This is a genomic window from Ruegeria sp. SAZA006 (assembly GCF_059613465.1).
On sequence record NZ_JBXWSO010000014.1, the window covers coordinates 231,293 to 254,945 of the forward strand.

The following is a 23,653-nucleotide window of genomic DNA, read 5'->3' on the forward strand; positions in this document are numbered from 1 at the left end:
GGAAGCTTCTCATGTCTGACGAAATCAAGAAAAAGGCGGCCGAGGCCGAAACGCTGGTTCAGGAAGTTGCAGCCGTCTCATTGCCCGAGCCGAGTTCCGAGATCGTGCCATTGGAAGAAGCCAACGAACCGGTGGGTGCCGAAATCCGCAAGCGCATGTCTGAAATCGACATGGGCGACACCAACTCGATCGTTGCTTTTGGATCGGCTGCGCAGGCCGAGCTGCAGGAAATCAGCCAGGCAATGCTGGCCGACGTGCGCAACAAGGACGTCGGCCCCGCCGGTGACAGCCTGCGCGACATCGTCACCACGATCCGCGGCTTTTCCGTGTCTGAACTGGACGTGCGCCGCGAGCGCAGCTGGTGGGAGAAACTGCTGGGCCGCGCCGCGCCTTTCGTAAAGTTCACCGCGCGCTACGAAGAGGTGCAGGATCAGATCGACCGGATCACCGACAACCTTCTGTCGCACGAGCACACGCTGCTGAAGGACATCAAGTCGCTGGACCTGCTGTATGAAAAGACGCTGGATTTCTATGATGAACTGGCGTTGTACATCGCCGCCGGTGAAGAGAAGCTGACCGAACTTGACAGCCATGACATCCCCGAGAAAGAGGCCGAGGTGAAGGCCGCCCCGGAAGATCAGCAGGTGATGAAGGCGCAGGAACTGCGCGACCTGCGGGCGGCCCGCGACGATCTGGAACGCCGGGTGCATGACCTGAAGCTGACGCGGCAGGTGACGATGCAATCGCTGCCCTCGATCCGGCTGGTTCAGGAAAACGACAAGTCGCTGGTGACCAAGATCAACTCGACCTTGGTCAACACCGTGCCACTTTGGGAAACCCAGCTGGCACAGGCGGTCACCATCCAGCGCAGCGCCGAGGCCGCTGCCGCCGTGCGCGACGCCAACGATCTGACGAACGAGCTGCTGACATCGAACGCCGCTAACCTGCGCCAGTCGAACAAGATGATCCGCGAGGAAATGGAGCGCGGCGTGTTCGACATCGAAGCCGTCAAGAAGGCCAACGAGGATCTGATCGGCACGATCAATGAAAGCCTCGCCATCGCTGACGAAGGCAAGGCGAAACGGGCCGCCGCGGAAGAAGAGCTGAAGAAGATGGAAGCCGAGCTGCGGGACACCTTGGCTTCGGCCAAGGCCCGGAAAGACGGGCTGGGCGACACGGCCGGAACCGCCGTTCCGGGCTAAGGAGAGATTGCAGGTGCGGCTTCGAAGATTTCTAGGGCACGGGTTGGGGGCAGCTGCTTTGCTGATCTTGGCCAATTGCGATGACGCGCTCGAGTCCTCGATTGCTCCGCAGGCGCGCCCGTCCCAGCCGCAGTTGGCCAATGCTTATGTCGAACCTTCGGCCGCAAGCCGGGATCTGGCGCGTTATTATCAGCGCGTCGAGCGCGACCTGTTGACCCGCGGCCTGATGCGTACAGACGGTGGCGGGCCGGACACCCCGTTTGATGCGGATGATTTGGCGCGGAATTTCGAAGCCATCGCGTTCTACAGCGAGTATCCCGGCGCCGCCGTATCCGGCAGCAGCCAACGCACCAGCGGAAGGCTAAGCCGCTGGTCTGGCCCGGTCCGAATACAGGCAGAGTTCGGGCCGTCAGTACCACTAGACCAACGCGCGGCCGACAAGGCACAGATCCGGGCCTATACCGAACGCATGTCGTCCTTGACTGGCCACCCGATCTCGACCGCAACCAGAAACGCGAACTTCCATGTCTTCGTCGCCGGCGATGACGATACGGAATTCGTGCAAACGCGACTGCGCCAGTTGTTTCCCAGTATCGGACAGGCTCAGTTGAACCTGTTTCAGGATTTACCGCGCTCGTTCTATTGCTTTGTCTTTGCCTCGGCGTCGAACGGGGCACCGAACACCTACACTGGTGCGGTTGCGTTGGTGCGGGCCGAGCACCCTGACTTGATGCGGCTGAGCTGCATCCATGAGGAAATCGCCCAGGGGCTGGGCTTGCCCAATGACAGCCCTCGGGCACGACCGTCGATCTTCAACGATGATGACGAATTCGCCCTGCTGACCAGCCATGACGAAAAGCTGCTGACGATGTTGTATGATCCGCGCCTGAAACCCGGCATGACCGCGCAAGAGGCCGCGCCGGTGGTGCGGATCATCGCCCGTGAATTGATGGGGCAGTCGCTCTGACCCCGATGACAGGAGAACCCAGATGGGAATTTTCGATTTTCTGACCGGAGAATTCATTGATGTCATTCACTGGGTGGACGACACCCGCGACACGATGGTCTGGCGGTTCGAGCGCGAAGGCCACGAGATCAAGTATGGCGCCAAGCTGACCGTGCGCGAGGGCCAGGCGGCGGTGTTCGTACACGAGGGCCAACTGGCCGACGTGTTCACGCCCGGCCTCTACATGCTTGAAACCAACAACATGCCGATCATGACGACGCTGCAGCACTGGGATCACGGGTTCCAGTCGCCGTTCAAGTCCGAGATCTATTTCGTCAACACGACCCGGTTCAACGACCTGAAATGGGGCACCAAGAACCCGATCATGCTGCGCGACCCGGAATTCGGCCCGACCCGGATCCGCGCCTATGGCACCTACACGATCCGGGTCAAGGACCCGGCCCGTTTCCTGGTCGAGATCGTGGGTACCGATGGCGAATTCACCATGGACGAGATCAGCTTTCAGATCCGCAACATCATCGTGCAGGAATTCAGCCGGGTCATCGCAGGCTCGGGCATTCCGGTTCTGGACATGGCCGCCAACACCGCCGATCTGGGCAAGCTGATCGCGGCCGAGGTCTCGCCCGTGCTGGACGGCTACGGCCTCGAGATGCCGGAATTCTACATCGAGAACATCTCGCTGCCGCCGGCGGTCGAGGCGGCGCTGGACAAGCGTACCTCGATGGGGCTGGCGGGGGATCTGGGCAAATTCACCCAGTATTCGGCGGCCGAGGCGATGACGGCGGCCGCCAGCAACCCGAACGGAGGCGGTGGCATGGGTGCTGGCCTTGGTATGGGCATGGGGATGGCGATGGCGAACCAGATGTCGAACATGGCAGCGGGTCGGCCGTCAGGCCCGTGGGGGGCGCCCGCGCCCGCTGCCCCGCAAGCGGCCGCGCATGTGGCCCCGCCGCCTCCACCCCCGGTCGAGCATGTCTGGCATATCGCGGTGGACGGACAGACCAGCGGCCCGTTCTCGAAGGCCAAGATGGGACGCATGGCCAGCGACGGAGAAATTACGCGGGACACTTTCGTGTGGACGCCCGGTCAGGACGGATGGAAGAAAGCGGGCGAGGTGCAGGAACTCGCGCAGCTGTTCACGATTCTGCCGCCTCCGCCGCCCGGGGCGTGAGGCATCGGCATGTCCGCATCGCGGAAACGCTCAAAGACAGGCGGTCGCAAAGCGCAGCCGCCACAATTCATCTGCCCGTGCTGCGGGTATGTCACCCTGGCCGAGCGCGGGGCCTATCTGATCTGCGCGATCTGCTTTTGGGAGGACGAGGACATTCTGTACGACAAGAACCCCCGCGAGCCCTCTGCCGCCAACCACGGCCTGACACTGGCCGAGGCGCGCGAGAATTTCAGGGCAATCGGTGCCTGCGAGGCCGCGATGCTGCCGCATGTCCTGCCCGAGGAGCAGCGCGCAGCCTATCTTCACGTTCCCCTCGACAAGTGACCACCTATGACCCAGCCCATTGCCCCGCCACCCGGTTCTGCGGAACACCGTTTTCCATGTGACAATTGCGGCGCGGACTATCGGTTCGACCCGCAATCCGGCACGCTGACCTGTGACCATTGCGGCCATTCCGAACCGATCGGGGCTGGCCCCTGGGGCGGCGCCAGCCTGCGCGAACTGGACTTCGACGCGGCCATCGCCGACCGCCTGCCCGACAGCGAGATCGAAGAGACGCGGGTTCTGACCTGCCCCAACTGCGCGGCCCAAGTCGAGTTCGACCCCAACACCCACGCCGCGGAATGCCCGTTCTGCGCCACCCCGGTCGTGACCGATACCGGCGTGAACCGGCACATCAAGCCGCGCGGCGTACTGCCCTTTGCGCTGGACGAACGCGCCGCACACAAGGCCATGAGTGACTGGCTGGGGCGGCTGTGGTTCGCGCCGAACGGACTCAAGGACTATGCCCGCAAGGGCCGTAGGATGCAGGGCATCTATGTGCCCTACTGGACCTTCGACGCCGACACAAAATCGGCCTATCGCGGCGAACGGGGCGTGGTGTATTACGAAACCCGGACGGTGATGCGTGACGGCAAGCGGGTGCAGCAGCAGGTGCCCAAGGTGCGCTGGACACCGAAATCCGGCCGGGTGGCCCGGTTTTTCGACGACGTGCTGGTGCTGGCCTCGCAATCGCTACCCAAATCATACACCGACGCGCTGCAACCCTGGGACCTGCCCGCGCTCGAGCCCTATCAGCCCGAATACCTGGCCGGGTTCCGGGCCGAGGCCTATACGGTCGATCTGCAGCAAGGCTATCAGGAGGCCCGCGGCCACATGGCCCGCGTGATCGAGCGCGACGTCCGCTTTGACATCGGCGGTGATCGGCAGCGCATCCATTCGATCGACACCGACATCCGCGACGTGACCTTCAAGCACATCCTGCTGCCGGTCTGGATGGCCGCGTACAAGTATCGCGGCCAGACCTATCGCTTTGTCGTCAACGGCCGCACCGGTCAGGTGCAGGGCGAACGGCCCTGGTCGGCGATCAAGATCACGATTGCGGTGGTGCTGGGCCTGCTGGCGGCGGCCGGCATCGGGTATCTGGTGGCGACCGGACAGCAATGACCGCTGGGTTCCGCCGCCGAAAACTCTGCCGCGGAACCCCTTGAACATCCCCGGCTTCTCACCCATCCTGCCGCCGGCTGCCCCGGAGGAGAGGACGACGTGACCCTGGCCGATCTGAACACGCTTCTGACTGCGCGCCATTCCTGCCGCGCCTTCCGGCCCAATCCGGTGCCACGGGGTGACATCGAACAGATCCTGACCAGCGCTGCCCGGGTGCCTAGCTGGTGCAACGCGCAGCCCTGGCAGGTGGTCGTGACCAGTGGCGCAGAAACCGATGCATTCCGCAGCGCCTTGCGGGCCGAAGCCGAGACCGGCCAGGCGCAGCCCGACCTGCCTTTTCCGACCGGCTATTCCGGCATCTATCAGGACCGGCGCCGCGCCTGCGGATGGGCCCTGTACGAGGCAGTCGGCGTTGAGAAGGGTGACCGCGCCGGGTCGGCCCGGCAGATGATGGAAAACTTCAACCTGTTCGGTGCCCCGCATTGCGCCATCCTGTCCAGCCCGGCGGAACTCGGCCCCTATGGCGCGATGGATTGCGGCGGGTTTGTCACGGCTTTCACCTTGGCGGCACAGGCCCTGGGCATCGCCACGATCCCGCAGGCGGCGGTGGCCGCCTATGGGCCGTTCCTGCACCGCTATTTCAACATCCCCGATGACCGGCTGATCCTGTGCGCGATTTCCTTCGGCTATCCGGATGCCGATCATCCGGCCAACCAATTCCGGACCGAGCGCGCCACGCTGGACGAATTCGTCACCTGGCGCGGGGCTTCGACCGAGTAAGCGAACTTTGAGAAAAACATCGACATGCGCGCATTGATACAAAGAGTGTCCGAGGCATCGGTCTCGGTCGAGGGGCAAGTCATAGGCCAGTGCGGGCCGGGGCTGCTGGTTCTGGTCTGCGCCATGCAGGGCGACGACGAGACCCGGGCCGAGCAACTGGCGGCCAAGATTGCCAAGCTGCGGATCTTCAAGGATGACGCGGGCAAGATGAACCGGTCGGTGCTGGATATCGGCGGCTCAGCCCTAGTGGTCAGCCAGTTCACGCTGGCCGCTGACACGTCGCGCGGGAACCGGCCCGGATTTGCGGCGGCGGCCGATCCGGCAACCGGTGAACGCCTGTACGAACATTTTGCCCGCGCGCTGGCCGCGCTTGGCGTTCCGACCGAAACAGGGTCTTTCGGTGCGGATATGGCGGTGTCCCTGATCAATGACGGCCCGGTCACGATCTGGATGGACATGTGATGACAATGCAGGATCAGGCGATCGCGATCTGGAAGGCGGGCGTTGCCGCCGTTGACGGCTATGGCGCAGTCAAGGCGGCGCTGCCCGATGTTCCGCGCCCCGATCGGATTCTGGCGGTCGGCAAGGCCGCGGCGGCGATGATGAACGCGGCGCAAGACCATTTCGGCAAAACACCGGGCCTTGTGGTCACGAAAGACGGCCATGCCGTAGGGCTGCCGTCGCATCTGCAGGTCATCGAAGCCTCTCACCCCGTGCCCGATGCCCGCAGCCTGAAGGGCGGTCAGGCTCTGCGCGCGGCGGTTCAGGCCATGGAGCCCGGCACGCATCTGTTGCTGCTGGTCTCGGGCGGTGCGTCCTCGCTGGCCGAGGATCTTGTGCCGGGGGCCACCCTCGAAGATCTGGCGCGGCTGAACGCGCAGCTGCTGTCCGAGGGGCTGGACATCACCGCCATGAACGCCCGCCGGCGCGAGATGTCGCGGATCAAGGGCGGCGGTCTGCTGGCCGGTTTCGGCGGAGCACGCGCGACGGTCCTGGCCATCTCGGACGTGCCGGGGGACGATATCGGCGTCATCGGATCGGGCATCGGCGCCCTGCCCGAAGCCCCTCAATTCGAATCGAGTGTCGAGATCATTGCCTCGAACGCCCATGCGCGCCGCGCCGCAGCCAACGCAGCACGTGCCGCCGGAAAGGAAATTCTGGCCGAGGAAGAGGCCCTGCACGACGACTATCTGTCCGTCGCCGCAGATATCGGCGCGCGGCTGCGTCAGATGCCGCCGGGCGCGATGATCTTTGGCGGAGAGCCGACCGTTGTCCTGCCCGAAAACCCGGGCCGAGGCGGACGCAACCAGGCGCTGGCCCTGGCGCTGGCGCGCGAGATTCAGGGATGCGAGGGGCTGTGTGTCGTGGTCGGCGGAACCGACGGCACCGACGGGCCGACAAATGCGGCCGGCGGTATCGTAACCGGCGCGACATGGGCCGATGGGGCGGACCAAGCCTTGCGCGATGCCGATGCGGGGTCGTTCCTTGACCGGGCCGGCGCTCTGCTGGTGACTGGCCCCACGGGAACCAATGTCATGGATCTGCTTGTCGCAACGAAGGAATGAATTGACGCTTTTCCTCGCACACCATCCGCCGATGCGCCTGAGACTAGGCACATGACTCAGGCGAAGAACTTACTGTCCGAGATCGAAGAGATTCCGGATCAGGGCATCATTCTGTCGAACGGCTGCCGCCTGTCGGCGCGGATCTGGCGTCCTGTCGATACGGCGCAGCGCCCGGTGCCCGCCATTTTGGAATACCTGCCTTATCGCAAGCGCGACGGCACGACGGCGCGTGATGCCCTGACCCATCCCTGGTTTGCCAAACGGGGTTACGCCTGCATCCGCGTCGACATGCGCGGCAATGGTGACAGCCAGGGACTGATGGAGGATGAATACACCCAGCAGGAACTGGATGACGCCGTCGAAGTGATCGAATGGCTGGCCCGACAGCCCTGGTGCAGCGGCGCGGTCGGGATGATGGGGATCAGCTGGGGCGGCTTCAACGCGCTGCAGGTGGCGGCGCTGCAACCCGCGCCGTTGAAGGCCATCATAACCCTGTGTTCGACCGCCGACCGGTTTGCCGACGACATCCATTACAAAGGCGGCTGCCTGCTGAACGAGAACCTGGGCTGGGGGGCGACCATGTGGTCGTATTCGTCCCGCCCGCCCGACCCGGCGCTGCGTGACGACTGGCGCGAGATGTGGCTGCAGCGGTTGCAGGCCGAATCGTTCCTGCCCTCGGTCTGGCTGCGGCACCAGACCCGCGATGCCTATTGGCGGCATGGGTCTGTTTGCGAAGACCCCGGCGCGATCCGGGCCGCGACGCTGGCGGTGGGCGGCTGGGGTGATGCCTACAAGAACACCGTGCCCTGGCTGGTCGAGAACCTGACCGCGCCGGTCAAGGGCATTGTCGGCCCATGGGTGCACAAATATCCGCATTTTGCCGTCCCCGAACCACGCATCGGCTTCCTGCAAGAGGCGCTGCGCTGGTGGGACCGCTGGCTGAAGGGCGAAGATACCGGAGTTGAACAGGACCCGGCCTATCGCGCCTATCTGATGGATGGCGTGCGCCCGGCGCGCTGGTATGCCGAGCGCCCCGGCCATTGGATCACCGAGGATACTCGCGCGACGTCCCACCTGCCGACCGTCTCGCTTCCCCTTTCCGACACTGGGCTGGGTGTGGACGGGCCGCTGGATGCCCGGGTGCGCTCGCCCCATCACTGCGGCATGGATGGCGGCGAGTATTGCGCCATCTGGCTGGGTCCGGACATGCCTGGCGACCAGCGGGCCGATGACGCACTGTCCGCCTGTTTTGACACGACCCCTCTGACCGAAGATGTGGACATTGTCGGTGCCCCGCGCCTGCGCTTGAAGGTGAGTGTCGACAAACCACAAGCCCAGATTGCCGTTCGGCTGAACCATATTCACCCCGACGGAGCTGCGACTCGGATCACCTATGGTGTATTGAACCTGACCCATAGGGAGGGACATTCGTCCCCCAAAACGTTGATACCCGGACAGGTTTACGACATCGAGGTTGTGCTGGACCACATCGCCTACCGGGTTCCAAAGGGCCACCGCCTGCGCGTTGCCGTCTCAAGCGCCTATTGGCCGCTGATCTGGCCTTCGCCGGAAACAGCGGAGCTCCACCTGACAGGCGGCACGTTCACGATCCCCCTGCGCGACTGGTCGGATCGGGATGAATGGCAATTTGCCCCGCCCGATGCGGACTCTCCGTGGCAAGTGACCCAATTGCGAGAGGCGACCCATGCGCGGCGCGTTGAAACAGACATGACGACCGGCGTCATCGATCTGGTCATCGAAGATGACTTCGGCCTGGTCGAGGACGCGGATCATGGTCTGGTCAGCGGCGGAACCGCTTTTGAACGGTGGTCGATCCATCCGGACGATCCGCTGAGTGCGCGCGGCCTCTGCGAATGGGTGCAAGAGACCCGGCGCGACGGCATCCAACTGCGAACCGAGGCCAATTGCGAGATGTGGTCGGACCGATCCAACTTTCATCTGCGCGCGACGCTTGATGCCTTTGAAAACGATGTGAAGATTTTTTCCAAAACCGTGGAGGACACCATACCTCGTGATCAGATGTGATTTTGCTGGTGGCAAGTCCCCGAGATTTGACCTTGCCCGCCGCGACGAAATGCGCCAACGTTGACTCATGCGTCAATAAAAAGCCCGCAAAACGGGCACACAAAACACTCAACTGGGAGATATCCGAATGAACGAACAACTCACTCACATGGCCAGACAGGTGACCGCCGGGAAGCTGACCCGACGTGAATTCATGGGGAAGGCAGCCGCACTGGGTGTATCGGCTGCCATGGCCAGCACCGTCTTCGCCGACGCGGCCCGCGCCGCCGGCGCCAAGAAAGGCGGCGATCTGAAACTGGGCCTGCAGGGCGGTGAATCCACAAACTCGCTGGACCCGGCCACCTATGCCAGCTCGGTTCCATTCCAGAACGGCAAGCAGTTCGGTGACCAACTGGTCGAAGTCGCCCCCGACGGCACGATCGAGCCGCGCCTTGCCGAAAGCGTTGAAGGCAGCGCCGATGCCAAGGTTTGGACGTTCAAACTGCGTCAAGGGGTCGAGTTCCACAACGGCAAGACCATGACCAGCGAAGACGTGCTGAAAACGATGCAGCGCCATTCGAACGAAGATTCGAAGTCGGGCGCATTGGGCATCATGAAGGGCATCGAGTCGATGAAGGCCGATGGCGAGTATTTTCAGGTCACCCTGAACGAGCCGAACGCCGATCTGCCTTACCTGATGGCCGACTACCACCTGATCATCCAGCCGGACGGCGGAATGGACAACCCGGGCGCCGGTATCGGCACCGGTCCGTACAAGCTGGAAGCGGACGAGCCCGGTGTGCGCCACCTGTTCTCCAAATTCGAAAACCACTGGAACCCGGATTTCGGCAACTTTGACAGCGTCGAAGTTGTGGTCATCAACGATGCCACGGCCCGGACGGCCGCACTGCAGTCGGGTCAGGTCCACGCGATCAACCGGGTTGAGCCCAAGGTTGCCGACCTCTTGGGTCGTGCACCCAACCTGACAGTACACTCCACGGCAGGACGCGGCCACTACGTGTTCATCATGCATTGTGACACGGCGCCGTTCGACGGCAACGAACTGCGGACCGCTCTGAAATACGCGATCAACCGCGAAGAGCTGGTCGAGAAGGTACTGCGCGGCTATGGCTCGGTCGGGAACGACATGCCGATCAACGCAGCATACCCGCTGTTCGATGAGACGATCCCGCAGCGTGAGTTCAGCGTCGAAAAAGCCGCCGAACACTACAAGAAGTCCGGTCATGACGGGTCGCCCATCATTCTGCGTGTGGCCGACGGAGCCTTCCCTGGCGCCGTGGATGCCGCAGCCCTGTTCCAGCAGACTGCCCAGCAGGCCGGCATCCCGCTTGAGATCAAGCGCGAGCCGAATGATGGCTACTGGTCCGAAGTCTGGAACGTACAGCCGTTCTGCGCGTCCTACTGGGGCGGCCGTCCGGTGCAGGACCAAATGTACGCAACGGCCTACCTGTCCACCGCCGACTGGAACGACACCCGGTTCAAGGTCAAAGAGTTCGACGACCTGCTGTTTGCCGCGCGTGCCGAGCTGGATCCGGCAAAGCGCAAGGCAATCTACAGCCAGATGGGCATGATGGTCCGTGATCAAGGCGGCCTGATCTGCCCGATGTTCAACGACTTTGTCGAAGGCATCAGCAACCAGCTGGATGGCTGGGAGACTGATCCGACCCAAGAGATGATGAACGGCAACATGTCCCGCAAGATGTGGTTCGTCTAACTCGGATAGACAGGTATGCATCCTATCATCAAACTGGTTTCCCAGCGCCTGGCGCTGGGATTCCTCTTGCTGTTTGGCGCTTCGGCCCTGATTTTCGGGTTGACCGAGGCCCTACCCGGAGACGCCGCGCAAGCCGTCCTGGGGCAGTCCGCCACCCCTGAATCCCTTGCCAACCTCCGTGAGGAGATGGGGCTGAACCGTCCCGCCTTGACCCGGTATTTCGAATGGCTTGGCGGAATTGTCCAAGGAGACATGGGCACGTCCCTGACCAACAAGCTGGACATCGCCGAGTCGGTCAGCAACCGATTGGGCAATACGTTGTTTCTTGCCTTCTGGGCGGCCATCGTCTCGGTCCCCCTTGCAATTTTTCTTGGCCTCGTCGCGGTACGCTACCGCAACCGCTGGCCCGACAAGCTGATCTCTGCCGTTACCCTGACGACAATCTCGATCCCGGAATTCCTGATCGGCTACGTCCTCGTCTATTTCATCGCGGTCAAGCTGGGCATGTTCTCGCCGCTGGCGATGATCAATGACAGCATGTCCATTTGGCAAAAGCTGAACTCGATCGCGCTGCCCGTCATCGTGCTGACCATGGTGGTTCTGGCGCATATGATGCGCATGACCCGCGCCGCGATTTTGAACGTGATGCAGTCGGCCTATGTCGAAACGGCCGAACTGAAGGGCCTGAGCAACTTCAAGGTCATCTGGCGCCATGCCTTCCCGAACGCCATCGCCCCCATCGTCAACGTGGTGATGCTGAACCTGGCCTATCTGGTCGTGGGTGTCGTCGTGGTCGAGGTCGTGTTCGTCTATCCCGGCATGGGACAGTACCTGGTGGACCACGTGACCAAACGCGACGTGCCGGTGGTTCTGGCCTGCGGTGTCATCTTCGCCGCCATCTATATCGGGCTGAATATGGTTGCCGACATCGTCGCGATCCTGGCCAACCCAAGGCTGAGGCACCCGAAATGAAGAACATCCCAATCTCTGCAATGATCGGGCTGGCCTTCACCGCCCTGTATTTCATCATCGCCGTCTTTGCACCCTTCCTGGCGCCCTACGGTATGGCCGAAGTTGTGGGCGACGTGTGGGAGCCCTCAAGTTCGCAATTCTGGCTGGGCACCGACAATATCGGCCGCGATCTTCTCAGCCGCATGATCTATGGAGGGCGCACGACGATCTTCATCGCCACCGCCGCCACCATCCTCAGCTTCGTCACCGGTTCGATCCTGGGCTTTCTGGCCGCCGTGCTGGGGGGCTGGGCCGATCAGGTGATGTCGCGGACCGTGGACCTGATCATGTCGATCCCGTCGCTGATCACCGCACTGGTGGTTCTGGCGATGGTGCCGGTCACCATCCCGGTTCTGATCGTGGTCATGGGCCTGCTGGACGCCACCCGCGTCTATCGTCTGGCCCGGGCCGTGGCTGTTGACATCGAAGTCATGGACTATGTCGAGGCCGCCAAGCTGCGCGGTGAGGGCCGCGGCTGGATCATCTTCCGCGAGATCCTGCCCAACGCGCTGTCACCGCTGGTGGCCGAACTGGGCCTGCGCTTCATCTTCATGGTCCTGTTCGTCTCGACCCTGTCATTCCTGGGCCTGGGCGTTCAGCCCCCGCTGGCCGATTGGGGCGGCATCGTGAAAGAAAACAAGGACGGCATCGTCTATGGCATCGGCGCGGCGCTGTATCCGGCAGTGGCCATCGCCACGCTGGCCATCTCGGTCAACCTGGTGGCCGACTGGATCCTGAACCGCACCACATCGCTGAAAGGAGGCCGGGGATGAGCGATACCCTTCTCAAGGTCCGTGACCTCAAGATCGGCGCAACCGTCTACCCGCCGGGCGAAAAGCCCCGTGACATCGAAATCGTTCACGGGGTCAGCTTTGACCTCGAGCGCGGCAAGGTGCTGGGTCTGATCGGGGAATCCGGTGCGGGCAAATCGACCATCGGGCTGGCCTCGATGGCCTATGGCCGGGGCGGCGTGAAGATCACCGGCGGCGAGGTCTGGGTGAACGGGCGCGACATCCTCAAGACGTCGCTGTCGGATATCCGCAAACTGCGCGGCGGCGAGGTGACCTATGTGTCGCAATCCGCCGCCGCTTCGTTCAACCCGGCCAAGAAGATCATGGACCAGGTGGTCGAGGCCGCGGTCGAGCAGAACAAGTTCACCCGCAAAGAGGCCGAAGCCCGCGCGCGTGAACTGTTCGCCAAGCTGGGCCTTCCCGACCCGGACAATATCGGCAACCGCTATCCGCACCAAGTCTCGGGCGGGCAGCTGCAGCGTTGCATGACGGCGCTGGCCCTGTGCCCGGAGCCGGAACTGGTGGTGTTCGACGAACCCACGACCGCTTTGGACGTGACGACCCAGATCGACGTTCTGATGGCCATCAAGGCAGCGATCCGCGACACCGGAGTGGCCGCGCTGTACATCACCCACGATCTGGCGGTGGTGGCGCAGGTCAGCGATGACATCATGGTGCTGCGCATGGGCGACACGGTCGAATACGGCACCACCGACCAGATCATCAACAACCCGCAGGAAGAGTACACGCAGGCGCTGGTTTCGGTCCGTTCGATCGAACACGAGGAAAAGCAGCCTACGCCCGAACCCGTGCTGCAGGTCGATGGCATCACGGCCCGTTACAAGGGGTTGAACTTCGACGTGCTGCACAACGTCAATGTCGAGCTTCATCCGGGGCAGACGCTGGCGGTCGTGGGGGAATCGGGATCGGGTAAATCCACGCTGGCTCGGGTGATCACCGGCCTGCTACCCCCGCGCGACGGCGAGATCACCTTTGCCGGGCGCAAGCTCAGCCCCGATCTGGCCGGACGCTCGCGCGAGGACCTGCGCGAGTTGCAGATGATCTACCAGATGGCCGATGTTGCGATGAACCCGCGCCAGACCGTAGGAACCATCATCGGCCGGCCGCTCGAGTTCTATTTCAACATGCGCGGCGCCGAGAAGCGCAAGCGCATCATCGAACTGTTGGACGAGATCGAACTGGGCGAAGGTTTCATCGACCGGTATCCGGCGGAGCTGTCGGGTGGTCAGAAGCAGCGCGTGTGCATTGCCCGCGCGCTGGCGGCCAAACCCAAGATGATCATCTGTGACGAGGTCACCTCGGCGCTGGATCCGCTGGTGGCGGACGGCATTCTCAAGCTGTTGCTGGACCTGCAGAAGATCGAGGACGTGGCCTATCTGTTCATCACCCATGACCTGGCGACGGTACGCGCGATCAGCGACAGCATAGCCGTGATGTATCAGGGGCGCGTGGTGCGCTATGGATCCAAATCGCAGGTGCTGAGCCCGCCATTCGACGATTATACCGATCTGCTGCTCAGCTCGGTGCCGGAAATGCATCTGGGCTGGCTGGAAGAGGTCGTGGCCCACCGAAAGATGGAGAGCGCCGGCAACTGATGCCGCAGGCTGTGAACGCCGGCAAAACACTCTGAAATCCCGACACTTTGTTTGTATCGAAGTGTCGGGATTTGCTCATTCCGGGCGCGGACGGGCAGCATTGGCTGACCGAATCTCCTAGGGTGAGGCAAACAAGCCATCCAACACGAGGGCCATGCGATGGACCGCAAACTGCTGCTGATCATTCTCGACGGGGTTCCGTGGCGCAATTTCCGCCGGCTTTTCGGCAACCTCGAAGGCTGGGTCGACAGCGGCGAGGCGCGGGTTTGGAAACACCGCTCTGTGCTGCCGTCGATTTCGGCAAGCTGCTATGCCTCGATCCACACGGGCGTGACACCGCAGGAGCACGGCTGCACCGGAAACGGCAACGTATTCCGACTGGACCACAAAGACATCTTCAGCCAGGTGCGCGAGGCCGGCGGCGTGACCGGGGCCGTCACCCACAGCTTCTGGTCGCAGTTCTTCAATCGCCACCCATTCGACTATGTGCGCGATGTGGAATATGACGAACCGGACAGCCGCACCATCAACCACGGCCGTTTCCACTCGATGACGGGCTATGGCAAAGCCAATCAGATGACGCCGTCCGATGTCGACCTGTTCGCGACCCTGACCAACCTGTGCCTGCGCTTCGGGCTGGATTACGGCATTCTCCACACCTGTACGCTCGACAGCATGGGGCACCGATTCTACCACGACTGTGAAGAGATGGATCACGCCTGCTTCGTCATGGACGAGATGCTGGCCCCTTTCATCCCCCGCTGGCGGCAGTTGGGATACGAGGTGATCGTGACCGCTGATCACGGCCAGGACGAGCGCGGCCACCACGGCGGGCGCAGCCCCATGCAGCAGGAAACGGCGCTGTACTACTTCGGCGATGCCGAGGGCCCCGATGCCGATACGGTCATCGATCAGTTGCAGTTGGCGCCCACGGTTCTGACCCGCATGGGCGCGCCGGTGGCCGAGACGATGAAGGCCAAGCCGTTCCTGCGCTGAGCGCGGTCAGTCGTAGTTCCACAACCCCTGCCCCAACGCCTCGACGGCGATCGAGATCCGTTCGAAGCTGTCGGCGGCGCGGGTCACCGAATGGCGGGCGCGCAGGTAGCCATGCACAAGGCCGGCCTCGTTGATCCAATGCGCCTGCCCGCCGGCGGCGGTGATTTTGGCGCAGTACGCGGCTCCGTCATCACGCAGGGGATCGCAGTCGGCGGTCACCACCACCGTCGGCGGCAGCCCGGAAAAGTCGGTATCGTGCAGGGGGGCGAATGTTGGGTCATGTTCCGGGACGGCGCCGCCACACCGGACTTTTTCATAGAACTGGACCTCGTCGCGCGTCAGCATCGGGGCGTGGGCGTGTTCGATATACGATCCCTGGTTCGGGTCGCCACCCAAACCGGGATAGATCAGAACCTGTCCCAGGATGTTCCCGATGCGCCCGCGCGCGTGATGGGCGACGGCTGCGGCCAGGTTTCCGCCCGCACTGTCCCCGGCCAGAACCAGCGGATCGCCGAATTCGGCTTGCACCCAGTTCACCGCGGTCCAGCAATCCTGGAACTGCGCCGGATGAACATGTTCAGGACACAGGCGGTAGTCGACCGCCACCACCCGATAGCCGGTTTGGGCGCATAGTTCGGCGCAGACGTCATCGTGGCTGTCCAGCCCGCCGACGACGAAACCGCCGCCATGCATGTAGACGACGGTTCGAGTTGGATCTCCGGAGGAATAGACGCGCACCCCGACCCCATCGGCCGAGGTGTCCCGCGTTTCGACGCCCGGTGGACGCGGCTGCCGAAACGCGCGGCACATGTCGTCGTAGACGCGGCGCTGGTCCTTGATGGACCGATCCACCGCGTCTTCGGGATAGCTTTCGGCGGTGCGCCGGATGAACGCCCAGGTCTCCTCGTCGATCAGACGTTCATAATCCATTGCCCCTCCGGATCAGTCGGCCCATTCCCACGGCCGGGTGAAGTTGCCCAGCACTTGGTTCACATCGTCCTCGGATGCGCCGTTCGCGTCAAGCTGCGCGACAAGGCCGCGCTTTTTGTCGTCGATGACCGACACGACCCGCGCCGCAACGCCGGCGGTTTCCAACGCCTGGTTGTAGACCCGCGTGATCGCCTGTTTGCGCAGCTCAGGCTTGAAGACCTTGCCCACCGCGGTTTTCGGCAGTTCGGGCAGGATCGTCATGTGCTTGGGATGCGCGGCGCGTTCATGCACGTGAATCTTGCAGTATTCCAGCAGTTCTTCCTCTGTCACACTTGCACCGTCGACCAGTTCGACAAAGGCACAGGGAACCTCGCCCGCATGGGCGTCGGGCTGGCCGATTGCGCCGGCAAAGGCCACGGCGTCATGGCCCAGCAAGGCCTCTTCGATCTCGGCCGGGTCGATGTTGTGGCCGCCGCGAATGATCAGATCCTTGGCGCGGCCGGTGATCCACAGATACCCGTCCGCATCGAACCGCCCCAGGTCGCCGGTTCGCAAGTACTTGTCGAAATAGTAGAGATCGACGTTCTTGTCTTCCTCGGTATAGGTGTTCCCGGCATAGACACCCGGGTTCGACACGCAGATCTCGCCCACTTCGTCCACCGCACATTCCTTGGGCCCGTCGGGGCTGTCGCGCAGGATCTTGACGTCGGTGTACGGGAACGGAATCCCGATCGAGCCGATCTTCTTCTCGCCATCCACCGGGTTGCAGGACACCAGGCAGGTGGCCTCGGTCAGGCCATAACCTTCGACGATGGTCACACCGGTCGCTTTTTCGAAGCGGCGGAACAGTTCGACCGGCAGCGGGGCCGAGCCCGAGAAGGCCGTCTTGACGGTCGAGATGTCGGCATCCACTGGGCGCTGCATCTTGGCCGAGATTGCCGTGGGCACGGTGATGATGAACGAAACCTTCCAGCGCTCGATCAATTTCCAGAAGTTGTCGAACACGCCGTCGCCGCGATACCCGGCTGGGGTCGGGAACACCACATGTGCACCCGACGACACCGCCGCCATCACGATCACATGACAGGCAAAGACGTGGAACATCGGCAGCGGGCACATGATCGTGTCCTCTTCCGAGAACAGCAGCGTGTGGCCCAGCCACCCATTGTAGATCATGCCGGAATATTTGTGCTGCGCGACCTTCGGCATACCCGTGGTGCCGCCGGTGTGGAAATAGCAGGCGACCCGGTCCTCTTTGCTGTCCTCAAAGGTCAGCGTGGTGGGTTGCTTGGCCAGTTCCTTGTTGAAATCCAGGTAGTCGGCGTGGGCCAGATGCTCTTTGTCGGCCATCTTGGGCCGGACCAACGGCACGATCCATGACTTCGGCGGGGTCAGATACCGATTCAGATCAATCTCCAGCACGGTGTTGACACCCGGCGCGTGGCGCACGGCCTCGGCGACCTTCTGCGCGACGTCCGTTTTCGGGAATGGCTTCAGCGTGACCACGACCTTGGCCTTGGTCTCACGCAGGATCGACGCAATCTGCTCGGGCTCGAGCAGCGGGTTGATCGGGTTCACGATCCCGGCCACCGCGCCGCCCATCATGGTGACCAGCGTCTCGTTGCAGTTGGGCAGCACATAGGCCACCACGTCGTTTTCCTTGACCCCCAAAGAGCGGAACAGGTTGGCCGCCTGGTTCGTCTTGGCCAGCAGTTGCGACCATGTCAGGGTTTCGGCCTTGTCCTTGGGGCCGGACAGGATCTGGAAACTGATCGCGTTGCGATCCGGGAACTTGGTGGCCGTCCGCGAGAGCAGTTGATGGAACGTGACGGGGACATCGCGGTCCTCCCACGGCATTTCCTGCTCCATTCTCAGTTTGTCTTCCTTGCCCACAAAGGCCATTTGGTTCCTCCCCTTTTTTACCCTGCATTTTTGCAGGCTGTCTTGCGTCCAAGATGTAAGCAAAAGCAGCCCTACGCAAGCGAGGGCTTACCCTCGGGCAAGGGGAAAAAGTAGAATGACGCTACGGCGGTTCGCGAAATGCCCGCGCGTCACTTCACTCGGCGGCCACACCATCGGTGAACTGGAGGCGCGCCAGTCGCGCATAAAGCCCATCTTGCGCCACGAGATCGTCATGGGTGCCCTGCGCCACGATCCGGCCGTTCTCCATAACCACGATGCGATCGGCCTTTTTCACGGTGGCCAGACGGTGCGCCACGATCAGGGTGGTGCGCCCGGCGCGCATTTGGTCAACGGCGGCCTGAACGGCGCGCTCGCTTTCGGCGTCCAACGCCGAGGTCGCCTCGTCCAGCAGCAGAACCGGAGCGTCGCGCAAAATCGCCCGCGCGATGGCGATGCGCTGTTTCTGACCGCCCGACAGCATCACGCCGCGTTCGCCGACGAAACTGTCATAGCCTTCGGGCAGGGCCGAGATGAAGTCATGCGCAGCGGCGGCACGGGCCGCGGCCTCGACCTCGGCATCCGAGGCGTCCAGCCGTCCGAACCGGATGTTTTCGCGCGCCGAGGCCGCAAAGATCACCGGGTCCTGCGGCACCAGCGCCATGTGCTGCCGGAAATCCGCCCGGCGCATGTCGCGCAGATCGATCCCGTCCAGGCTGACCTGACCGGCCTCGGGGTCGTAGAACCGCTGGATCAACTGGATCACGGTCGTCTTGCCCGCGCCCGAGGGGCCGACGAAGGCCACGGTCTCGCCAGGGTTCACCGTCAGCGACAGGTCGTCCAGCGCCAGAATGTCGGGCCGGGCCGGGTAGCGGAAGGTCACGTTGTCAAAGGTGATCTGCCCCTTGACCGGCTGCGGCAGCGCCCTGGGCTGTGCCGGGTCGTTGACCGTATCCTCGGCGTTCAGCAACTCGACCAGCCGTTCGGTTGCGCCTGCGGCGCGTTGCAGCTCGCTCCAGATTTCGGAAAGCGCGGCCACGGACCCGGCCATGATGATCGAATAGATCACGAACTGGATCAGCACGCCTTCGGTCATCACGCCGTTGCGCACATCGTTCGCCCCCATCCACAAAACGCCGACGATCCCCGAGAACACCAGGAAGATCACGATCACGGTCAGAACCGCCCGCGTCTGGATACGGCGCAGGGACACATGGTACGAGGTCTCGGTCATGTCGCCAAACTGGCGGCGGCTGGCGTCCTCATGGGTGAACGCCTGTACGGTCTGAACGGCGCCCAGCGCCTCGCCTGCATTGCCCGACGAGGCGGCGATCCAATCCTGATTTTCGCGGCTGATGACCCTCAGCCGACGCCCGAGAACCAGGATCGGCACCACCACCACCGGGATCAGCAGCAGAACCAGCCCGGTCAGCTTGGCCGAAGTCAGCAACATCAGCACAAGCCCGCCGATGAACATCAGGAAATTCCGCAATGCGATCGACACTGACGACCCCAGAACGGATTGGATCAGCGTGGTATCGGTGGTGATACGGCTCAGGACCTCACCGGTCATGATGCGTTCGTAGAAGGCGGGGCTCATGCCGATGACGCGGTCAAATACGGCCTTGCGGATGTCAGCCACGACCCGCTCGCCCAACCGGGTCACCAGCATGTACCGGATACCTGTTCCCACCGCCAGAACCGCCGCGATGCCCAGCGCCGCCAGGAAATACCAATCCAGCAGCTCACCGTCTTCGATGCGGAAATTGTCGACGACGCGCCGCACGGCCAAAGGCAACGTCAGGGTCATGCTGGCCGTCAGAACCAACGCCAGCGTCGCCCCAAGCATCAGCAGCCGGTAAGGCTTCATGAAAGGCCACAAAGAGGCCAGCACGCTCAGCTTCCGGGATCCAGGTCGATCTTCATGAGCACCGGGCGCTTGCACGTTTGCTTGGTTGGCGGAGCGTGTTCTTGCCATGCCTGACCCTTTTTACCTTCTGGGACTCGCGATACGGCTTCTTGGCGGTGCAGGCGCGCCGGGTCAAGGAGACTGCGCGCAATAGCACCCCGACAAGGGCTTTTTGACGCAACTTATTCCGGAGAGTTTGGAGCGGGTAGACGGAATCGAACCGACATAGCCTGCTTGGAAGGCAGGGGCTTTACCATTAAGCTATACCCGCTTGGTGAAGGGCTGAGTAGTCCATGCCCGGGCCGCCGTCAAGAACCGAAATCCTCCTGCGCATCGCTTTTGCGGCTGTCTGCGTGCGGTCACCCGGGACGGGCTGCGCGGCCAACCGCCAATCGCTCTGAATTGCACTTGTTTTGGGGCCGCGCACTGGCGCAGCATACGATTGCAGTGCTTGCCGTTCGCGAGAACCTGCCTAGCGTGTGTACCGCCCCAAACGGTTAATGGGGTTGTTAAGTACCTGTAACAATCAGTTCCTAAATCCGTTTCACAAATTCATTCCGACAGCGAGGAATCATCCAATGAAAGACGTTGATCCAGCCACCCTTTCCGCCGACGACTGGGACGAACTGCATTTCCCCCGCCCCGACGAAAACGACTTTGACCGCGTCGTCGAAAGCGCCCTGTCGCGACGCGGCTTTCTGGGCGGAGTGTTGGCCTTCGGGTCAGGCGCTGCGGCCATGGGCAGCGGTCTTCTGGGGTCGACCTCAGCCCACGCGCAGACCGCCTCTCGTTTTGCCTTCACTCCGATTGCGGCCCAGACCGATGGTACCGTGCATGTCCCCGAGGGGTATGAATGGAAGGTCCTCATGCGCTGGGGCGATCCGCTGTTCTCCGAGGCTGACGGGTATGACATCACCGATGGTGGACCGGTTGAAAACTCGGACAAGGTTTTTGGCGAAAACACTGATGGCATGGAGACCTTCTCGTTCCAAGGGCACCAGTTGATCGCCATCAATCACGAGTATCCCAACCGCAAAATCAACCTGCCCGCAGCGCAGGAAGGTGTACCCGCGAACGCGGATGACGTTCGAAAGTTGCAGAACCTGCAGGGTGTGACGGTGATGGAAATCGCCGAAACCCCGGATGGCTGGACCGTGGTCAAGGACAGCCCGTTCAATCGCCGCATTCACCACAACACACCCATGAAGATCGTGGGGCCAGCAGCTGGCCACGACCTGCTGAAGACCGAGGCGGACCCGACCGGCACAACGTCGCTGGGCACCATGAACAATTGCGGGTCGGGCAAGACGCCTTGGGGAACCTACCTGACCTGCGAAGAGAACTTCAACGGCTACTTCGGCTCCAGCAACGAAAGCGCGACTTATACTCCAAAGGTCGCGGATGGCTTCAAGCGATACGGCATCAAGGCCGAGAGCTGGAACGGATACGAGCTGTTCGATCCTCGGTTTGACACTTCGAAGAACCCCAACGAACCACATCGCGTCGGCTGGGTGGTCGAAATCGACCCGACCGATCCCAACAGCACCCCGGTCAAACATACCGGACTTGGGCGGTTCAAACATGAAAACGCCGCGGTCGAGCTGGCCAAGGATGGTCGCATTGTCGTCTATATGGGCGATGATGAGCGCGGCGAATACCTGTACAAATTCGTCTCGAACGGAGTCTACACCCCCGGCGGGGATACCGAAGGTCTGCTGGATGACGGCACGCTGTATGTGGCCAAATTCAACGACGATATGTCCGGTGAATGGGTGCCGCTGACGCCGGAAACGACTGGCATGGACGAGGCCGAGATTCTGATCTTTGCCCGCATCGCTGCGTCTGAGGCCGGTGGAACCACGATGGACCGACCGGAATGGGTTGCAACCAGCCCGGTTCTTGCCGAGGCCTATTGCTGCCTGACCAACAACAAGAACCGTGGCGTCAAACCCAATGCGGGTGGCGATGATACTTCGGTCAATGGTCCCAACCCTCGGGAGGCCAACAAATACGGGCAGATTGTTCGCTGGCGACCAGCCAACCAGGATCATGCAGAAACCGCATTTCAGTGGGATCTGTACGTCATGGCCGGCAACCCGGCAGTGCATTCCGATGCGTATGCCGGGTCCGAGAACGTAAACGAAGGCAACCTGTTCAACTCGCCCGACGGGATGATGATCGACAGCACCGGCGTGGTCTGGATCCAGACCGACGGGAACGACGACAACGAAGGCGATTTTGCAGGCCATGGCAACAACCAGATGCTGGCCGGCGACCCAATCACGGGTGAAATCGTTCGCTTCATGACCGGCCCGAACGGCTGCGAGGTGACCGGCCTGACATGGTCGGCCGACCGCCGGACCATGTTCGTAGGCATCCAGCACCCCGGTGGATCCTGGCCAGATGGGGGCACGCCGCGTTCCTCGATCATCGCGATCAAACGCAAGGACAACGGACTGGTCGGCTGAACCGTCTTACCTCAGCGATCACCCCCGGCGAAGCGTCGGGGGTGATCGCGCTATTCAGAGATCTTGACCCGGCATCGCCAAAGGCCCACCATCGGCTGCAAGGTGACGCTCGGGCAGCCAAGGGTTCAGTTCCAGCGCCTCTGCCAGAGCAATGCGGGCTTCTTCCATTCTCTGCAGACCCATGAGGGTCAGCGCCCGACCGCTCATCGCTGCGATATGGTTGGGCGACAGTTTCAGTGCGCGGTCCAGATCGGTCAGGGCCGATTCAAAATCCTGACGCAGGAAATTCACGAATGCGCGCTGGTTGTAGCCCTCGGCATACTCGGGGCAGTACGCAATCAAACGGTCGAAATCCTGCAGCGCCCCCAACAGATCCCAAGCATTTCGTCTGGACATGCCCTGATCCAATACGGTCTGCGCGGCCTCGTCAGGTGCGTCGGCCCACAACTCCCACATCTGGTTCGAGATCTCGCGGGCGGCCATCTCGGTCTCGGCCTGCTGGATCTGATCGATAAGTTCACCCAGCCGGGCGGCGTGATCGGGTGCAGGCGGACAGGTCTCAGCAAGCGCCGGAATCGCAACGCCTGCGCTCAGAAATGCTGAAAGAAATAGGTGTCTCATACTTCTATGGTGACGCGGATCGCCCTTTCGTCAACCCGCGCCATCGATGGCATCGGCCAGCCCGGTCTCTTTCACCGCCTCCATCGCCACGAAGGTCGAGGTGCTGGCCACATGCGGAAGCGACGAGATCTTTTCGGCCAGAACCGCGCGATATTCCGTCATCGACCCGGTCCGCACCTTCAGCAGATAGTCGAAATTCGACGCGATCATATGCGCTTGTTCGATCTCGGGCACTTTGCGGACAGCCGCGTTGAATTCAGCCAGCGCCTTTTCCCGCGTGTCGGTCAGGCGCACCTCGACAAAAGCCACATGGTCCAGGCCCAGGCGGATCGGGTCCAGCATCGCCCGGTAGCCGGTGATGATCCCCTCGGACTCGAGCCGTTTCAACCGCGCCTGTGTCGGCGATTTCGACAGCCCGATCCGCCGGGCCAGATCAGCGACCGAGATCCGCCCGTCCTCGGCCACGATGGACAGAATCGCGCGGTCGAACCGGTCCAAACCCGGAAAGTCTTTTCGCATGG

Annotated in this window: 20 protein-coding genes and 1 tRNA gene; 15 read left to right on the top strand and 6 right to left on the bottom strand. The window is 62.6% G+C overall.

Annotated features, from left to right (window positions below; all coding sequences use genetic code 11):
• Positions 1-11: 11 nt before the first annotated feature.
• The 14 genes from AC2FNZ_RS13260 (at position 12) to AC2FNZ_RS13325 (ending at position 15,305) form a co-directional block, all read left to right on the top strand.
• Positions 12-1,202 (top strand): toxic anion resistance protein, encoded by a 1,191-nt coding sequence (locus AC2FNZ_RS13260; RefSeq protein WP_496840926.1) that lies wholly within the window; start codon positions 12-14, stop codon positions 1,200-1,202.
• 13 nt (positions 1,203-1,215) lie between these two features.
• Complete coding sequence (locus AC2FNZ_RS13265; RefSeq protein WP_170340122.1) at positions 1,216-2,169, top strand: DUF2927 domain-containing protein; 954 nt, start codon at positions 1,216-1,218, stop codon at positions 2,167-2,169.
• Between the two features lie 22 nt (positions 2,170-2,191).
• Complete coding sequence (locus AC2FNZ_RS13270; protein ID WP_496833957.1) at positions 2,192-3,340, top strand: SPFH domain-containing protein; 1,149 nt, start codon at positions 2,192-2,194, stop codon at positions 3,338-3,340.
• 9 nt (positions 3,341-3,349) lie between these two features.
• A complete protein-coding gene (locus tag AC2FNZ_RS13275; protein ID WP_496840927.1) occupies positions 3,350-3,664 on the top strand; it encodes a CPCC family cysteine-rich protein in 315 nt (104 codons plus the stop codon).
• Between the two features lie 6 nt (positions 3,665-3,670).
• A complete protein-coding gene (locus tag AC2FNZ_RS13280) occupies positions 3,671-4,786 on the top strand; it encodes a TFIIB-type zinc ribbon-containing protein (protein WP_496840928.1) in 1,116 nt (371 codons plus the stop codon).
• Positions 4,787-4,885: 99 nt separating this feature from the next.
• Positions 4,886-5,566: a nitroreductase gene (locus AC2FNZ_RS13285; RefSeq protein ID WP_496840929.1), complete on the top strand. Its 681-nt coding sequence runs from the start codon at positions 4,886-4,888 to the stop codon at positions 5,564-5,566.
• A gap of 24 nt (positions 5,567-5,590) precedes the next feature.
• On the top strand, positions 5,591-6,028 hold the full coding sequence (gene dtd, locus AC2FNZ_RS13290) for a D-aminoacyl-tRNA deacylase (protein ID WP_496833960.1): 438 nt from the start codon (positions 5,591-5,593) through the stop codon (positions 6,026-6,028).
• Positions 6,028-7,131 (top strand): DUF4147 domain-containing protein, encoded by a 1,104-nt coding sequence (locus AC2FNZ_RS13295; RefSeq protein ID WP_496840930.1) that lies wholly within the window; start codon positions 6,028-6,030, stop codon positions 7,129-7,131. Before dtd ends, AC2FNZ_RS13295 begins: the two co-directional genes overlap by 1 nt.
• Before the next feature lie 51 nt (positions 7,132-7,182).
• A complete protein-coding gene (locus AC2FNZ_RS13300; protein WP_496840931.1) occupies positions 7,183-9,177 on the top strand; it encodes a CocE/NonD family hydrolase in 1,995 nt (664 codons plus the stop codon).
• Positions 9,178-9,304: 127 nt separating this feature from the next.
• Positions 9,305-10,891, top strand: a complete 1,587-nt coding sequence (locus AC2FNZ_RS13305; protein ID WP_093964730.1) for an ABC transporter substrate-binding protein — start codon at positions 9,305-9,307, stop codon at positions 10,889-10,891.
• A 15-nt stretch (positions 10,892-10,906) separates the two neighbouring features.
• Positions 10,907-11,863: an ABC transporter permease gene (locus AC2FNZ_RS13310; protein ID WP_093964729.1), complete on the top strand. Its 957-nt coding sequence runs from the start codon at positions 10,907-10,909 to the stop codon at positions 11,861-11,863.
• Positions 11,860-12,675 carry an ABC transporter permease gene (locus AC2FNZ_RS13315; protein WP_170340106.1) on the top strand — a complete coding sequence of 272 codons (816 nt, stop codon included), beginning with the start codon at positions 11,860-11,862 and terminating at the stop codon, positions 12,673-12,675. The genes AC2FNZ_RS13310 and AC2FNZ_RS13315 overlap by 4 nt, the downstream gene beginning before the upstream one ends.
• The gene (locus tag AC2FNZ_RS13320; protein ID WP_496840932.1) at positions 12,672-14,309 is read left to right on the top strand and encodes an ABC transporter ATP-binding protein; all 1,638 of its coding nucleotides are present in this window, start codon (positions 12,672-12,674) and stop codon (positions 14,307-14,309) included. The genes AC2FNZ_RS13315 and AC2FNZ_RS13320 overlap by 4 nt, the downstream gene beginning before the upstream one ends.
• A gap of 159 nt (positions 14,310-14,468) precedes the next feature.
• Positions 14,469-15,305 carry an alkaline phosphatase family protein gene (locus tag AC2FNZ_RS13325; protein WP_496840933.1) on the top strand — a complete coding sequence of 279 codons (837 nt, stop codon included), beginning with the start codon at positions 14,469-14,471 and terminating at the stop codon, positions 15,303-15,305.
• Between the two features lie 6 nt (positions 15,306-15,311).
• Here the strand turns inward: AC2FNZ_RS13325 and AC2FNZ_RS13330 are convergent, their stop codons facing one another.
• The 4 genes from AC2FNZ_RS13330 to AC2FNZ_RS13345 form a co-directional block, all read right to left on the bottom strand.
• On the bottom strand, positions 15,312-16,235 hold the full coding sequence (locus AC2FNZ_RS13330; protein WP_496840934.1) for an alpha/beta hydrolase: 924 nt from the start codon (positions 16,233-16,235) through the stop codon (positions 15,312-15,314).
• A gap of 12 nt (positions 16,236-16,247) precedes the next feature.
• The gene (locus AC2FNZ_RS13335; protein ID WP_496833965.1) at positions 16,248-18,137 is read right to left on the bottom strand and encodes an acyl-CoA synthetase; all 1,890 of its coding nucleotides are present in this window, start codon (positions 18,135-18,137) and stop codon (positions 16,248-16,250) included.
• A 154-nt stretch (positions 18,138-18,291) separates the two neighbouring features.
• Positions 18,292-20,112 carry an ABC transporter transmembrane domain-containing protein gene (locus AC2FNZ_RS13340; RefSeq protein WP_496840935.1) on the bottom strand — a complete coding sequence of 607 codons (1,821 nt, stop codon included), beginning with the start codon at positions 20,110-20,112 and terminating at the stop codon, positions 18,292-18,294.
• A 128-nt stretch (positions 20,113-20,240) separates the two neighbouring features.
• Positions 20,241-20,314, bottom strand: a tRNA-Gly gene (locus tag AC2FNZ_RS13345).
• A gap of 307 nt (positions 20,315-20,621) precedes the next feature.
• On the opposite strand from AC2FNZ_RS13345, the gene AC2FNZ_RS13350 reads away from it, so the two are divergent.
• Positions 20,622-22,511, top strand: coding sequence for a PhoX family protein (locus AC2FNZ_RS13350; RefSeq protein ID WP_496840936.1), 1,890 nt, complete (start codon positions 20,622-20,624; stop codon positions 22,509-22,511).
• Positions 22,512-22,565: 54 nt separating this feature from the next.
• On the opposite strand, the gene AC2FNZ_RS13355 is transcribed toward AC2FNZ_RS13350, so the two are convergent.
• Together AC2FNZ_RS13355 and AC2FNZ_RS13360 are read right to left on the bottom strand one after the other, a co-directional pair.
• The gene (locus AC2FNZ_RS13355) at positions 22,566-23,132 is read right to left on the bottom strand and encodes a tetratricopeptide repeat protein (RefSeq protein WP_496840937.1); all 567 of its coding nucleotides are present in this window, start codon (positions 23,130-23,132) and stop codon (positions 22,566-22,568) included.
• A 30-nt stretch (positions 23,133-23,162) separates the two neighbouring features.
• A complete protein-coding gene (locus AC2FNZ_RS13360; protein WP_093964720.1) occupies positions 23,163-23,651 on the bottom strand; it encodes an Lrp/AsnC family transcriptional regulator in 489 nt (162 codons plus the stop codon).
• Positions 23,652-23,653: the final 2 nt, after the last annotated feature.